The sequence below is a fragment of the Paludisphaera soli genome, assembly GCF_011064595.1.
GTDB lineage: Bacteria > Planctomycetota > Planctomycetia > Isosphaerales > Isosphaeraceae > Paludisphaera > Paludisphaera soli.
The window spans coordinates 18770-32435 of record NZ_JAALJI010000025.1; the positions used below are offsets into that span (position 1 = coordinate 18770).

The window sequence follows — 13666 nt, forward strand, 5'->3', positions numbered from 1 at the left end:
CCCACCAGGGGGGAAGGACGATTGCGACGGCCCGCCTGGGTCTCCAACTTCGCTCAGGCCCGCCTCACTTGCCGCGCGAGGCCACCTCGGCGCGGGCCTTGGCGATGACGCTCTCGATGGTCACCGGGCGGCCTTCCTGGCGCTTGCTCTCGTCGGCGGCCTCCATGAAGGCGAAGATCTCCAGCGTCTCCTCCGGGGCGACGGGGGCCTGGCCGGTCCTGAAGAACTTGACGATCTCGGCGACGAGCGGCGCGTAGCCGGCGTAGCCGCCGCTGGGGCCGATCCCCTTGGCGCCGAACACCGTCGCGCCGAAGTCGTGCGGGGCACCGGCGCGGATGCCGCGGAAGGTGCCGATCCGGCCGTCCTTCCAGACGCCGACGGCCACATCGGAGCCCTCGGTCGACGACCGGGCGACCGTGTCGCAGCCCACGCCCATGATCGTGTAAAGCCTCTCAACGCCGTGGATCCCGTACCAGAACAGGTCGGGGTGGTGCTCCTCCAGCTCGCACGGGCCGTAGGCGTCGCAGCCGGCCACCGCGCCCAGCTTGCCCGCCCGCATGGCGGCGATGCCGGGGCCGAACCGCAGCGCCGAGCTGGAGAAGACCGGCGTGCCCGTCTCCCGCGCCAGCTCGTAGATCGCGATCGCGTCGGCCAGGCTGCCGGCGACCGGCTTGTCGATGAACATCGGCTTGCGGGCCGCGAAGACCGGCCTCGCCTGCTCCAGGTGGGGCCGGCCGTCGACGCTCTCCAGCAGCACGACGTCGACCTTCTCCAGCAGGGCCTCGATCGAGTCGACGATCTCGACCCCGTAGGTCTCCTTCAGCGTCTTCGTGTACTCCGGCACGCGATTGATGCTGGAAGGCACGTCCGGGCTGCCGCCGGGATAGGCCGCGACGACGCTCACGCCGGCGACCTCGGGCGGCGCCTTGGGGTCGTTCAACAGCTTGGTGAAGGCGACGACGTGCGAGGTGTCGAGGCCGATGATCCCCGCCCGCAGCGGCTTCTCCGCCGGGGCTTCCTCCTGCGCGACGGTCGCCGACGCGGCGAGGAACGAGAGGCACAGCGCGACCGACGAGGCGATCCGAACGTTCATGATGCTTCCTTTGGACCGAACCAGACGAACTCATCCGAGGGCGCGATTATCCCCGGATTCGTCATCGAAGGCCAGCGCCGGGAGCCCCAGATGAGCCTCCACTCGCTCCACCACCGCCGAGAGCCGGCCCAGGCAGCGCACGTACACCGACACCAGCCGCTCGCTCGCGTGCTCGGCCGCCTGCAGCAAGGGGCCGACGTCGTCCTCGTCCGGCACGGCCGGCACGGCCATGTCGACGAGCGTCTTCCCCTGGCCGCCGCGGTCGAACGGGTACGGCGTCCCGCCGAGCGCCGCGCTCAGGCCGACGAGGCGGCCGTGCAGGTCCGAGGCGGCCTCGAAGATCGCCTTGCGGAGCTTCTCGTCGCTCTCGTTCCCCTGGTATTCGCCCAGGACCGAGAAGAGTACGGCTCGCGCCTGGAGGGCCTTGGCCAGCGCCCGCCAGGACGGGCCCGCGAGCGCGGAGGCGGCGGGGAGCAGGGCGACCACCTCGGCGCGGGCCGCCTCGCCCCCCTCGATCGCCCCGGCCACGTCGTCCCGGCCGAGCAGCCCGAGCGCCACGGCCATGCGGCGGGTGCACAGCCCGTCGAAGCGGTCGAGGGCCGGCGTCCGCTCGCGTCCGGCCGCCTCGGCGGCTTCGAGCGCCGACCGCGACGCGTCGAGCGTGGCGGCCTCGATGCCGAAGGCGGCCGGCCGGAGCCGATAGCCGGCGTTCATCAGCACGGCCGCCGCCTGGGCCTTCGCGCGGGCGGCGAAGCCCTCGCGGTCGGCCTCGGCGCGGGCATCGTGCTCGGCGCGGGTCGCGGCCTGCTCGGCGCGGATCCGCTCCAGCTCGGCCCTCGCCGCGTCGACGTCGTCGGGCGTCGGCGGCAGGGCCTCCGGGATCGGGATGGGGCGGTGGAAGACCATCGTGCCGGGATAGACCCGGTTGAAGGCCTGGTAGTCGGCCTGCCGGTCCTCGACCCCGCGCACGACCTCGCGGTAGGGGACGAGCCGGCCGGGCTCGACCGGCCCCCCCAGCAGGCCGCGGTAGTGCTCGGCCGTCGCCGCGCGGGAGACGGCCTCGAAGTCGCGGAAGAGGCCGGTCGCCGGCCCTTCCAGGTGGAACACGCCCGGGGCGTCCAGCCGCGAGGCGGCCGCGATCCGGTCCTTGTCGGCGGGGTGGGTGTCGAAGACCCCCGTCTTCTCGGCCGCGAGCGACTCGTCCATCGCCCGCAGCGCCGCCGGCGGAATCTGGGGGACGTTGGCCTCGATCAGCCGGGGCAGGTCGTCGGGGAGCTTGCCGTCCTTCCAGCTTTCGGAGACGTCGCTCATGGCGCCCCCCTCGGCCATCGCGGCGGCCCGGATCCTCCGCATGGTCGACGCCACGATCGGCGAGCCGGCCAGCATCGCCTGGCAGCGGTCGGCGTCGAACTCCATCTGCCGCGACATCGTGCAGCTCGCCGCGTGGCCCACCTGCATCAGGACCCACAGGACCCGCCGCGAGGCCCAGACCATCAGCCGGGCCAGGTTCACCAGCAGCATCGAGTAGAGGTTCCCCGCGGTCGCCCACTCGTTCAGGCTCTCGTCCCAGGCGTCCCGCTCGTAGACGACCCGGGCGAACCAGTGGTTGACCGAGTTGACCACGTACGTCAGCCCCATGCCCGCCGACTGCGCGAAGTGGCCGAACTCGTGCGCCAGCACGCCCGCGAACTGGTCGGCCTCGGTCGCCGCGACCAGCGGCAGCCCGACCGTCAGGACCAGCCTCCTCCGCAGCAGCGAGACCAGGCCGTGCTCCGCCCCGGCCGACGCGTTCACCCGGCAGTCCACGTCGACCCGGACCGGCCGGGGCGAGCCCACCGCCTCGCAGACGCCGTCCACCAGCGCGAAGAGCGCCGGCTCCTCCTCCCGCGTGACCGACATCCCCGCCGCCGACCTCCCCCGGCGGGCGAACAGTGGCTTGGCCAGGAAGAGGACGACGATCCCCAGGACCAGCAGCGGGCCGAAGTAGGAGAGCGCCGCCGCCTTGCCGCGCATGGTCTGGAAGACGACGTGGTTGTGTGTGGCGTGCCAGTACATCGCGTAGCCGGCCGCCGTCACGATCCCCACGTAGATCAGCGGCAGGGCCACCATCACGCAGGCCACGATCAGCGCCCAGACCCGGTACGAGGCCGGCAATTTCTTGGGGGGGATCGCCCCCCGGAACGCGGCGCGGACCTCCTCGGGGGTGAAGACGCGGCCGGCGTCGGTCACGCCCGCCTCGGGGGAGGACGCCGCGGTCGCGACGCCCCCGTGGAATTCCGGACGATCAGGCTCCGTCTCGCTCATCGCAGGTCCGCCCCCTCGGCCCGGGGCGCCCGCGCCGTCGCCTCCCCGACGCCGTCGCGACGCACCGCGACGACAGATTACCGGGCCGGAGCGGTCGACTCAATGATGGATTCGGCCATGTTCTTACGATCATCCCCATTCGGGCCGGCAGCCGCGAGGCGTTACGCCGCAAAATCGGCCGCCCCGTTCTCAACCCGGCGGGGATTCTCCTACGATGAAGCGTCCCCGCGCGCCAGGGCGCGGGCCTCGACGCCTCATGCACGGAGCGGTTCATGTCCTTGAGCGTTTCTCTCTCCCTCGGATCGGCCCGGCGATGGGCCACGGCGATGCTGCTGGCGGCGGTCTCGGCCTGGTCTCCGGCCGCCGCGCGGGCCGGCGAGCCGTCGATGACGGCCGAGGTCGACCTGCGCGACCTGCCGAAACGGATCGTCCACGCGACGCTCGACGTGCCCTGCACGCCGGGCGCCGAGCTGGCCCTCTGGCATCCCAAGTGGATCCCCGGCACGCACGCCCCCTGCGGCGCCAACGAGGCCGTCGCCGGCCTGCGGATCACCACCCCCGACGGCGCGGTCGTCCCCTGGCGCCGCGACGACCTGGAACTCTACCGGATCATCTGCCAGGTCCCCGAGGGCGCCTCCCGGGTCCGCGTCGCGCTCGACACGATCTGCAACGAGGCCACCGTCGAGGCCAGCGGCCACCTGACCTTCGGCAACGACAAGGTCGGCGTCGTCAACTGGTCCACCTGCATCCTCTACCCCGAAGGCGCGACCGCCGCCGAGACCATCGTCGCCCTCTCGGCCCGGCTCCCGGAGGGCTGGAAGCACGCCACGGCCCTGAAGGCGAAATCGAACGAGGGCGGTCTGGTCCGCTTCGAGCCCGTCTCGCTCGTCGAACTGATCGACTCCCCCCTGATCGGCGGGACGCACCTCAAGACGACGAAGCTCGACGTCGGGCCGTACCCCCCGGCGTTCTTCCACGTCACGTCCGAGAACCCCGAGGCGCTGGAGCTGTCGCCGGAAACCATCGGCAAGTACTCCCGCGTGGTCCGCGAGGCCGGGGCCCTGTTCGGCTCGTTCCACTATGACGACTTCCAGTTCCTGACCACCCTGAGCGACGAGCTGGGCTACCTGGGCCTGGAGCACCTGGCGTCGAGCATCAACGGCGTCAAGGAGCGCGACCTGATCGACGACGCCCGGCGCGTGGGATGGGTGGCGAACCTGCTCCCGCACGAGTACGTCCACTCCTGGTGCGGCAAGTACCGCCTCCCCGCCGGCATGGCGACGCAGAGCTACCACCAGCCGATGGCCACGCGGCTCCTCTGGGTCTACGAGGGGCTGACCGAGTACCTGGGCGAGGTCCTCATGGTCCGCTCGGGGCTGGTGAGCCCGGACGACTACAAGAAGACGCTCACGGCCCAGATCGAGGGGCTCATGTTCCAGGCCGGCCGGCGCTGGCGTCCGCTCGACGACACGGCCGCCGCCACGTCGTTCCTCCGCGCCCCGAGCCCCAACTGGAACGTCCTCCGCCGCAGCCAGGACTACTACCTGGAGGGGGCCCTGATCTGGATGGAGATCGACGCCATGATCCGCGAGAAGACCGCCGGCGCGAGGTCGCTCGACGACTTCTGCAAGGCGTTCCTCGGCGGCCCGACGAAGCCCGAGAAGGTCGACCCGTACACCTTCGAGGACGTCGTCGCGGCCCTGAACGGCGTGGCCGAGCACGACTGGAAGACGTTCCTGGAAGACCGCGTGACGAAGCCGCTGGAATCGCTGCCGCTGGACTTCGCGGCCAGGCTGGGCTATCGCCTGGAGTTCGGCGCGGGGCCGCAGGCGACCTCGCGCGGGCGTCGCGGCGGCGGGGGCGGGGCGTCGGCCCGGCACTCGCTCGGGCTGACGTTCGGCGACGACGGCACGATCGTCGACGTCGCCATCGACTCGCTCGCCGAGAAGGCGGGACTCGTCAAGGGCCGGAAGGTCGTCGCGATCAACGACCGCCTCTTCAGCCCCGACGCCCTGCGCGACGCCCTGACCGAGAGCGTCGAACGCGGCAAAGTGGAGCTGCTGCTGACCGAAGGCGGCCGCCTCAAGCCCCTCTCGCTGGCCTACCGCGACGGCGTCAAGAACCTGGCCCTCGTCCGCGACGAGTCGAAGCCGGACCTCCTCGGCGAGATCCTCAAGCCCCGCGACAGGACCGCCGAGGCCAAGCCCGAGGCGACGGCCGGCGAAGTCAAGGCCGCCCCCGCGCCCGGCCCGGAGCATCCGAAGGGCTACGTCGCCTACCGCGCGCCCGGGCCGATCGTCGTCGACGGCAAGCTCGACGACGAGGCCTGGAAGGACGCCCCCTGGACCGACCTCTTCGTCGACATCGAGGGGGACCGCAAGCCGGCCCCTCGGTTCGCGACCCGCGCCAGGATGCTCTGGGACGACGAGTTCTTCTACATCGCCGCGAAGCTCGACGAGCCCCACGTCTGGGGGACCCTGACCGACCACGACGCGGTCATCTTCCACGACAACGACTTCGAGGTCTTCCTCGACCCCGACGGCGACAACCACGAGTATTACGAGTTCGAGATCAACGCCCTGAACACCGGCTGGGACCTGTTCCTCCCCAAGCCCTATCGCGACGGCGGCCCGGCCGACAACTCGTGGGAGATCCCCGGCCTGAAGACCGGCGTGGCGGTGCAGGGGACCCTCAACGCGCCGGCCGACGCCGACGAGTCGTGGACCGTGGAGCTGGCCTTCCCTTGGAAGGTCCTGGCCGAGCACGCCAACCGCCCCGCGCCCCCGGCCGACGGCGACCAGTGGCGCGTGAACTTCTCGCGCGTCGAGTGGCTCCACGAGGTCGTCGACGGCCAGTACAGGAAGGTCCCCAAGACGCCCGAGGCCAACTGGGTCTGGTCGCCGCAGGGGGTGGTCGACATGCACCGGCCCGAGACCTGGGGCTACGTCCAGTTCGCGAAGTCCGAGCCCGGCGGCGAGCCCGTCGCCTTCCGCCCCGACCCGGCCGAGCCCGTCCGCCGGCGGCTGATGCAGGTCTACCACGCCCAGAACGCCTACAAGCGGAACAACGGCGCCTGGTCCGACCGCCTCGACCCGCTGGACCTCCCCGCGTCTCCCGCCGGCGTCCCCGCCGCGACGCTGACCCGCACCGACGACGGCTACGAGGCCGCGATCGCGTTCACCCCCGAGGATGGCGAACCTCAGACCTGGACCGTGCGTCAGGACTCGCGACTCCGACGCAAGCCATAAATCCGGCGCCCTCGCCCCGGTCGCCCGCCTCCCGGCCTTGCCGATCGGGCGTTCCGGGGCTATGTCTCCTTTACAGCACAGGCTAAAAGGAGGGTCGACGATGATCGAACGAGGCCGCGCCTATCGCCGTCAACAGTGGCAGAGGGCCAAGGCCCGGGCCGTCCGGCTCGTCCGGCTGCTCGGCCTCTCCCTGGATCCCCCTCGCGTGGCTCTCGCCTACGCGGTCGACCGCAAGCCCTGCTCCTGCTGGATGTGCGGCAACCCCCGCCGCCACCTCGGCGAGCGCACCCGCCAGGAGCGGCGATTCGACGACTGAGTCGGTCGCGAGCGAATGTGTCGGCCTCGACGGACGGACCGAGGCGGTCGGTCGCGGGTTCGCCTGCGATCCCCGTAGACACGCCGCTCCTTGGGGCCGGCTGCGGATCACGCGGGGGCAGTCCGCCCGATCGTCGAGGCTACGATTCCAGCCCGGCTCGCATCCCGAAGGTCAGGCGATCGTCGTGGTGATGCAGGGTCCACTCCTCGGAGATCGGCCACGCGATTAGATGAGGCGTCGCGTAGTTGAGATCGTCCCAGTAGTCGCAGACCGTCGCCCAATCCGTGAGGACGACGCCCTCCCGGCCGAAGTGGACGATCACCGCCTCTTCCTCGGCCGGGGGCAAGCCCCGCAGCCAGCCCTTGGCCGCCTCCGACCGATCGTCGCCTGGATCGTCGCACCTCGCGATCTGCGAGAACAGGTCGCTGCGCAGGTGAAGCGCGTGGAAGAACGCCAGGGCCCGGTCGTGCAGCGGGATCGCGCGCGATTCGGCCAGGGGGCGGATCCTCGACAATCGCTCCGGCGGGATCACGTTCCACCTCGGATCGGTCCACATCCAGGCCCAGGGGAACTCGCTCATCGGCCGGAAGTCGGAATCGTCAAGCTCCCTCGTCAACACGGCGGTCGGGGTGTGCGATGCGACATGACGCCGTTCCAGGCCGGCCGCCAAGATGGCTGCCTCCTCAGCCGCGGCCAACGCATCAAGCTCGACCGCCTCGCGAAAAGGCATCGCGTAGACCGACCGCAGGAGTCGGATGCGGGCTATCGCGTCGAGCCCTTCACGCCGGGCCTCCCGGGAGACGGCCTGCGGCGAGGCACCTCCGGCTCGCATCGACTCGTACCTTCCGAAATCGTCGGCCATGAGAATTGCTACCCTGGTCCGGAGGGCTCGACCTCAGAGGGGCTGCCAAGTTCACGGCTCTCGATCAGAGGGTCAGCCGCAGCAGCACCCCCTGGCCCGGGGCGAGCCAGATGTCCTCGCCGCCGTAAGGTTGCAGGGCGCCGTCGTAGGGCGAGACGCGCTCCACCTTCGAAGGCGGGGTGCGGAATTTCGGCTGGCACGGGGTCGATGCGGTGAAGCTCTTGTCCACGATCAGGACGTAGCGCGTGCCGTCCTCGTGGGTGAAGTCGCCGACGAGCATCGGGCCCTCGATCGACTCGACCAGGGAAGCTTCGTCGGGTGCCTTCGCGCCGGCCGGAACCTCGCCGAAGTGGTAGACGGAATCGGAGCGCAGCTTCAGGAGCGTCGGGGCCAGGCGGGCGACCTGGAGGTTGACGTTCCGGAGCATCCCCCAGGTCGGCGTCTCGTTCCCGAACTGGTCGATCGGGCCCATCCGAAAGTTGCCGATGGGCGGGCTGAAGTAGGTGAAGTAGGCGATCCCGCGCGCCCCGTAGGCCAGCGAGGTGTAGACCTGGAAGCGGATGTCCGCCGGGGTCGACTCGCGATAATGGAAGTGGGCCGTGGTCAGCACGATGTTCCAGAACGGGATCTGGTGCTCCAGCCCGGCCCGACGCATGGACTCCAGGTTGGCGAAGTAGCCTGCTCGCAGCCCGCCGCCGTCGAACAGGGCGTAGTGGTCGTAGCTCAGGATCGGCGGGCGGCAGGCCTCGACGAACGCCTTCAGGTGCGACTCGTAGTCCGGCGTCCCGAGTTGCTCCGGGTCGGCGTAGTTGGGGAGGAGGTTGATGTACGGCCAGGCGCCGGGGTGGAGTTCCCGGATCGCGTCCGCCACCACCGCCAGCCCCGGAAAAACCGCCGCCGAGGGCTCGTCGCGGAGCAGGTAGCCGAAGACCGCCGGGTGCTCCCTCACCTCCTTCACCAGCGACTCGACCCTCGGCCGCGCGACGGCCGGGTCGACCTTCGACCAGTCGTAGCCGGCCGTCCGGGCGTCGCTGACGATCGCCTTCAAGCCGGCGTCCCGACAGGCGTCCAGCGCCGCCGGCTCGACGAACCCGGCCACCGTGATCCCGCACTCGCTCATCCGCTTCAGCACCGCCGGGTCGTTCGGCGAGTGCCCCCAGGCCATCAGGGGGAAGAACGCGTCCTCGGCGTAGGAGGGATTCCACGTCGTCAGCAAGGCCGCCGCCAGCACGATTCGCCAGGCCATGTCCCAGTCTCCCACCGACCGTCATCGCGTCGCAACCGGGCCGATCGTACAACGATCCGGCCGTCGAATCACGGGGCGTGCGGCGGCGGGCCCACGAAAGGCCTTGCCGATTTCCCCGCCCGCATAGAATACGACGCGGCCTGCGAGCGTCGCGGCCGGTTCGGGGCTTCGGAGTCAGGGGATGTTTGACGCGGCGATCGTCGGCGGGGGGATCGCCGGGGTGGCAACGGCGGCTCGGTTGCAGCGGCGGGGGCTCTCGACGGTCGTGCTGGAGGCCCACGGCCAGCCCGGCGGGTGCGCGGGGTTCTACCGCCGGAAGGGGTTCTCGTTCGACGTCGGCGCCACGACGCTCGTCGACTTCGGCCCCGGAGGCGTGGGGGGCGAGCTGCTGGAGGAGATCGGCGCGCCGCCGCTGGAGCGCGAGGAACTGCAGGGATACGTCGCCTGGATGCCCGACCGCGTGGTCACGCTGGACCGCGACCCGGCGGCCTGGGCCGTCGAGCGCGCCCGGGCGTTCGGCGACACCCCGGCGCACCGCGAGTTCTGGGCGTTGCTGGACCACCTGGCGTCGGCCTTCTGGCAGGCGAGCCGTCGCGGCGTGAGGCTCCCCATCCGGGGCCCGGCCGACGCGATCCAGGCCGTGCGGTCGCTGGGGCTGCGGAACCTCGGCCTGGCCCGCTACCTGAACTGGACGCTGGCCGACGCCCTCAAACGGGCCGGGCTGGAGGACGACAAGCCGCTGACGGCGATCCTCGGCATGCTGATCGAGAACGCCGTCCACAGCACGGTGAAGGACGCCCCGCTGGTGAACGCCGCCCTCGGCGTGACCATCTGGGGCGCCGGCCAGAGCCGGGCGAAGGGGGGCATGCGCGGGTTCTGGCAGGGGCTCGCGGCGCGGTATCGGGAGCTAGGCGGCGAGCTGCGCGTCGGCCGCGCGGTCGAGCGCGTCGAGGGGCGGGAGGGGGCTTTCCGTGTCGTCACCCGCAAGGAGACGGTCGAGGCCGCGCGGGTCGTCCTGGCCGTCCCGATCCCGGCCGCGGCGAGGATCGGCCCGCCGGGCCTGGCTGAGGCCGTTGCACCCTATCGCAGGCGCGACGACGAGGCGGTGGGCGGGGCGGTGGTCGCCTACCTGGGCGTTCCGGAGTCCGAGGTCGCCGGCCAGGTCTTCCAGCATCACCTGGTCCTGGAGGACTACGACAAGCCCCTGGGCGACGGCAACAACATGTTCATCTCCGTCTCCGGCGCGGGGGACCTGGCGAGCGCCCCGGAAGGCTGTCGCACGGTCGTGATCTCCACCCACTGCGAGCTGGCGCCGTGGGAGGGGCTCTCGCCCGAGGCGTACGAGGCGAAGAAGGACGCGGCCGGCGAGCGGCTGATCGGCCTGGCCCGCCGCGTCTATCCCGACCTGACGCGCGACGCCCTGGTCCGCGAGTTCGCCACGCCCCGGACCTACGAACGCTTCACGCGGCGTCCCCGGGGGGCCGTCGGCGGCGCGAAGCTGAGCCTGGCCAACGCCAACCAGAAGGCCGTGCCCCACGACGTGGGCGTCCGCGGAGTCTGGCTCGCCGGCGACGGCACCTGGCCCGGCCTCGGCACCGTCGCCTGCTGCCTCGGCAGCCGCATCATCGCCGACGACGTGACCGGCCGGCGGTGAGAGTCGCGGCGATCTCAAGATCAATCGCGGTCCACTCGCTTGCTCGTCTCGTCTCCTCTCATCGCCCCGTCCCGTGCGGGGTCGAGCGAGAAAGACGGAACGCATATCAGCTCCGCCTCCCAGGACTCGTCGCGAATTCGCTCGAACGGCCGGTGAACAGCCGCTGGGGGAACGGAACCTCGTCGGAAGCCACTGCCGCCGCTGCACTCGTCTACGAGGATGTTCCGGTTCCTGGCGACCCCGAACGAGAGTGAAGTGCGTACTTGGCGGCCGCGCGAGGAGCGATGTAGGTGACCGTCATCGGATCGACGAGCGCCTGGATCACCGGTTGGGTCAGGCTCGGCCCCGGTTGGCTGTAGACGACGCCCGGCGTCGGGTCGTTCCCCGGGCCGCCAGGGTTGTAGAACGGGGAATAAGCCCCGGACGCGGGGATCTGCACGGCCTTGATCGTGGCGATGGCCGCCTCGTCGCCGGAGAGGACGATGTCGATCTGGTTGTCGTGGTCCTCGACGTAGGAGTCGTCGTAACTGGCTTGAACCGGCCCCAGGTCCGCCAGGCCCACCACCGTGATCGTGCCGCTCGGCAGCTGGTAGGGGACGCCCGTCTGGGTGAGCCATCGGACCTCGCCGTCGGCGTCGACGGTCTCGATCCGGAAGAATCGCGAGAAGTCCGTCGGGTAGACCGATCGCACCCCATCCGGCGAGAAGCCGCCGCTCGTGAAGACTCGCAGCCGGTACTGCGCGGCCGAGCCGTAGAGCGAGACGCCGTCGTTGGGGAGGGAGCCGGAGAAGGCTGCGGGAGCCGATTCACCGGCGGTCGACATGACGCTCAGCTTCGCCCCGACCAGCTTCGGCCCCGATCCCGGGTTGTAGGCGGTCATCGGCGTGCTGCCGTCTCCATACGCGAGCCCCGCCGCCGAGACCACGACGCCCCCCGGCCCGACCAGCTTCAGCGGATCGTGTGATCGCGCGACTTCCAGCTTCACGGGATAGATCGCGCCCGGCCGCCCGGGGGCGATTCGGTTGCCGAAATAGCCCAGGATCACGACCGTACTGCGCTCGTTGTACTCGAAGTTCGGCGTGATCGAGGCCGCCAGCGGCGTGACCACCTGGCCGGTGTTGAGCACCACGCGGAAGTCGTCGCCCGAGACCGAACTCGGGAGTACGGGCCAACTGAACTCGATCGGGAAGCCATCGGTGTACTTCACCGGGTAGCCGTAATTCGTCGCGATGCCGCTCACCGCGGCGTCCGACGTGTAGGCTCGCAAGGAGGCGGCGCCGGCGGACGAACTGCTCAGGGTCTCCCACGACCCGCCGGCCCTGCGCGCCAGCGCCTGGCCGTATGTGGAGCTGACGCCCAGCCCGGGGACGCCCAGGATGTTCGTGAACCCGAGCGATGCGCCGAGGATGCTCGGCGTATCGCCATAGTAGTCGGCGTTGATGAGGACGTCTTGCTGAAGGGACCTGTACAACGGATTGGTCGGGCCGGCGGGCTGAGGCGACTTCGATCCGGGGGGATTCAGGCTCAGCACCACGCGATTCAAGACCTGGGGGCGGGCGCCTTGGACGAGGATCCGCCCGGACAGCCGATCGATCTCGGCCTGGGAGGGGAATTGGTCGAGCGTCGCCGCAGCCAACGTCACATAGCCGACAGGGTCCCCCTTGGCGGTCCTGTTGTAGAAGGCGGGCGTGGCGACGATGGCGGGCACGAGCGCATTCTGGCCCGACCTGGCTTCGATGCGGAGGAGTCGGTTCTGCTCGGCGAGGCTCGGCGACTCGCTCACAAGCGTCTCATAGGTCCGGATCACGGCCTCCCGCGCCTGCGAGCCGACGCCCGGCAAGGCCAAGGGCGAAGGCGACGCGCAAAGCATCAGCCGCCCTTCGAGGACCTCCATCTCCGCCCGACGCCGCGTGAGGGCGACGGGACGCGTTCGCCCGCGAGTTCGTTCGTCCCGGATCGACGACGGACCGAAAAATGCTCTCATCGACGTCTATCGCTCAACACGAGATGGATGGGCCATGCCAACGCCAAAAATCCAACCCATCTATCCATAGGCGGGCCCGATTGAGCCATCCATCTCGCGGGGGAGGTTGGCCCGTAGGACAATCCTGTTCGGCACGATTTGCCGGGCGCTTGACGCAACGGCCGGTCGCCGTCCGAAGCTCTTGCCGAATAGTTTGCCCGGAAGGTCGGATGACGGGGGGATGCACGGAGGGTTCCGGCTTCGCGAACATGGCGAGAACCCGACATCGATCGCCCCCTCATCCGGCCGCTTGGCGGCCAGCTTCCCCCCGAAAGGAGGGGAAGGCTCGCTTCGGCTGGTCACCGACCTTCTGAGACGGTCTCCAAGTTACCTGGGATATGCCGAGAGCCTCGACCACGGCGTCTTCGACGCCTCCGTCTGGCTGTAACCATAGAGCGCAGAATCGTCCTGGCAACTCGCTACGAAGCGGGACGAGGCTAGGTAAAGGAAGCCGGTACTTGGTTACCGGTGCGAAACGGGGCTCTCGTTCTTGATGAACCGCCGATCCGGCCTCACGGACTTCCGGCCGCCTCCTCGCTCTGACACCGCCAGGACAGCTCGTTCGGATCGGGCAGCCCGCCGATGGCTTCCCATACCGCCTCCGGTGACCGCCTCGTCTCGATACCCCGTCTCTGGAACCAGCGACGGATCGAGGCGACCGCCTCCGTGTCGTTGGCGGACTGGACGAAGTGGTCCTGCAACGTGGTGGCGGTGCACTGGAACTGCCCGTCGTTGTCCAGGACGACGATCGGCGATTCCTCGACCGCCCCCCCCTCGCGCCGCAGCCAATAGCCGACTAGGCCCCCGTCGGCCTCGCGCCCGATGAACGCGATCTGGCGGGACATCCGCTCGTACGCCCGGGCGACGGCGGCGCTGCCGCAGAACTCCGCGCCAAACCCAGGCCCCGTCCAGGCGCACCG

The 13666-nt window shown here is 70.5% G+C and carries 9 protein-coding genes; 3 read left to right on the forward strand and 6 right to left on the reverse strand.

Translation table 11 applies throughout. From position 1 onward, the window contains the following. Positions 1 to 64 precede the first annotated feature (64 nt). Together G6O68_RS24525 and G6O68_RS24530 are read right to left on the reverse strand one after the other, a co-directional pair. Positions 65 to 1093, reverse strand: coding sequence for a Gfo/Idh/MocA family protein (locus G6O68_RS24525; protein WP_165251296.1), 1029 nt, complete (start codon positions 1091 to 1093; stop codon positions 65 to 67). 30 nt (positions 1094 to 1123) lie between these two features. Beyond that, a complete protein-coding gene (locus G6O68_RS24530; protein ID WP_165251297.1) occupies positions 1124 to 3397 on the reverse strand; it encodes a M48 family metallopeptidase in 2274 nt (757 codons plus the stop codon). 272 nt (positions 3398 to 3669) lie between these two features. On the opposite strand from G6O68_RS24530, the gene G6O68_RS24535 reads away from it, so the two are divergent. Together G6O68_RS24535 and G6O68_RS24540 are read left to right on the forward strand one after the other, a co-directional pair. After that, positions 3670 to 6645: a M61 family metallopeptidase gene (locus G6O68_RS24535; RefSeq protein WP_165251298.1), complete on the forward strand. Its 2976-nt coding sequence runs from the start codon at positions 3670 to 3672 to the stop codon at positions 6643 to 6645. A gap of 100 nt (positions 6646 to 6745) precedes the next feature. Continuing rightward, complete coding sequence (locus G6O68_RS24540; RefSeq protein ID WP_165251299.1) at positions 6746 to 6961, forward strand: hypothetical protein; 216 nt, start codon at positions 6746 to 6748, stop codon at positions 6959 to 6961. Between the two features lie 139 nt (positions 6962 to 7100). Here the strand turns inward: G6O68_RS24540 and G6O68_RS24545 are convergent, their stop codons facing one another. Next, on the reverse strand, positions 7101 to 7793 hold the full coding sequence (locus G6O68_RS24545; RefSeq protein ID WP_165251300.1) for a hypothetical protein: 693 nt from the start codon (positions 7791 to 7793) through the stop codon (positions 7101 to 7103). 94 nt (positions 7794 to 7887) lie between these two features. Beyond that, on the reverse strand, positions 7888 to 9069 hold the full coding sequence (locus tag G6O68_RS24550; RefSeq protein WP_165251301.1) for a hypothetical protein: 1182 nt from the start codon (positions 9067 to 9069) through the stop codon (positions 7888 to 7890). Between the two features lie 181 nt (positions 9070 to 9250). Between G6O68_RS24550 and G6O68_RS24555 the strand changes: the two genes are divergently transcribed. Continuing rightward, positions 9251 to 10723 (forward strand): phytoene desaturase family protein, encoded by a 1473-nt coding sequence (locus G6O68_RS24555; protein WP_165251302.1) that lies wholly within the window; start codon positions 9251 to 9253, stop codon positions 10721 to 10723. Between the two features lie 211 nt (positions 10724 to 10934). Here the strand turns inward: G6O68_RS24555 and G6O68_RS24560 are convergent, their stop codons facing one another. Together G6O68_RS24560 and G6O68_RS24565 are read right to left on the reverse strand one after the other, a co-directional pair. After that, positions 10935 to 12593: a hypothetical protein gene (locus G6O68_RS24560; protein WP_165251303.1), complete on the reverse strand. Its 1659-nt coding sequence runs from the start codon at positions 12591 to 12593 to the stop codon at positions 10935 to 10937. A gap of 665 nt (positions 12594 to 13258) precedes the next feature. Next, positions 13259 to 13591, reverse strand: coding sequence for a hypothetical protein (locus tag G6O68_RS24565; protein WP_165251304.1), 333 nt, complete (start codon positions 13589 to 13591; stop codon positions 13259 to 13261). Positions 13592 to 13666 lie beyond the last annotated feature (75 nt).

Bases quoted from the DNA above. Each gene is read 5' to 3' on its own strand.
- G6O68_RS24555 (WP_165251302.1), top strand. From the start codon at position 9,251: ATGTTTGACGCGGCGATCGTCGGCGGGGGGATCGCCGGGGTGGCAACG.
- G6O68_RS24535 (WP_165251298.1), top strand. From the start codon at position 3,670: ATGTCCTTGAGCGTTTCTCTCTCCCTCGGATCGGCCCGGCGATGGGCC.
- G6O68_RS24550 (WP_165251301.1), bottom strand. From the start codon at position 9,069: ATGGCCTGGCGAATCGTGCTGGCGGCGGCCTTGCTGACGACGTGGAAT.
- G6O68_RS24530 (WP_165251297.1), bottom strand. From the start codon at position 3,397: ATGAGCGAGACGGAGCCTGATCGTCCGGAATTCCACGGGGGCGTCGCG.
- G6O68_RS24545 (WP_165251300.1), bottom strand. From the start codon at position 7,793: ATGCGAGCCGGAGGTGCCTCGCCGCAGGCCGTCTCCCGGGAGGCCCGG.
- G6O68_RS24540 (WP_165251299.1), top strand. From the start codon at position 6,746: ATGATCGAACGAGGCCGCGCCTATCGCCGTCAACAGTGGCAGAGGGCC.
- G6O68_RS24525 (WP_165251296.1), bottom strand. From the start codon at position 1,093: ATGAACGTTCGGATCGCCTCGTCGGTCGCGCTGTGCCTCTCGTTCCTC.
- G6O68_RS24560 (WP_165251303.1), bottom strand. From the start codon at position 12,593: ATGCTTTGCGCGTCGCCTTCGCCCTTGGCCTTGCCGGGCGTCGGCTCG.
- G6O68_RS24565 (WP_165251304.1), bottom strand. From the start codon at position 13,591: ATGTCCCGCCAGATCGCGTTCATCGGGCGCGAGGCCGACGGGGGCCTA.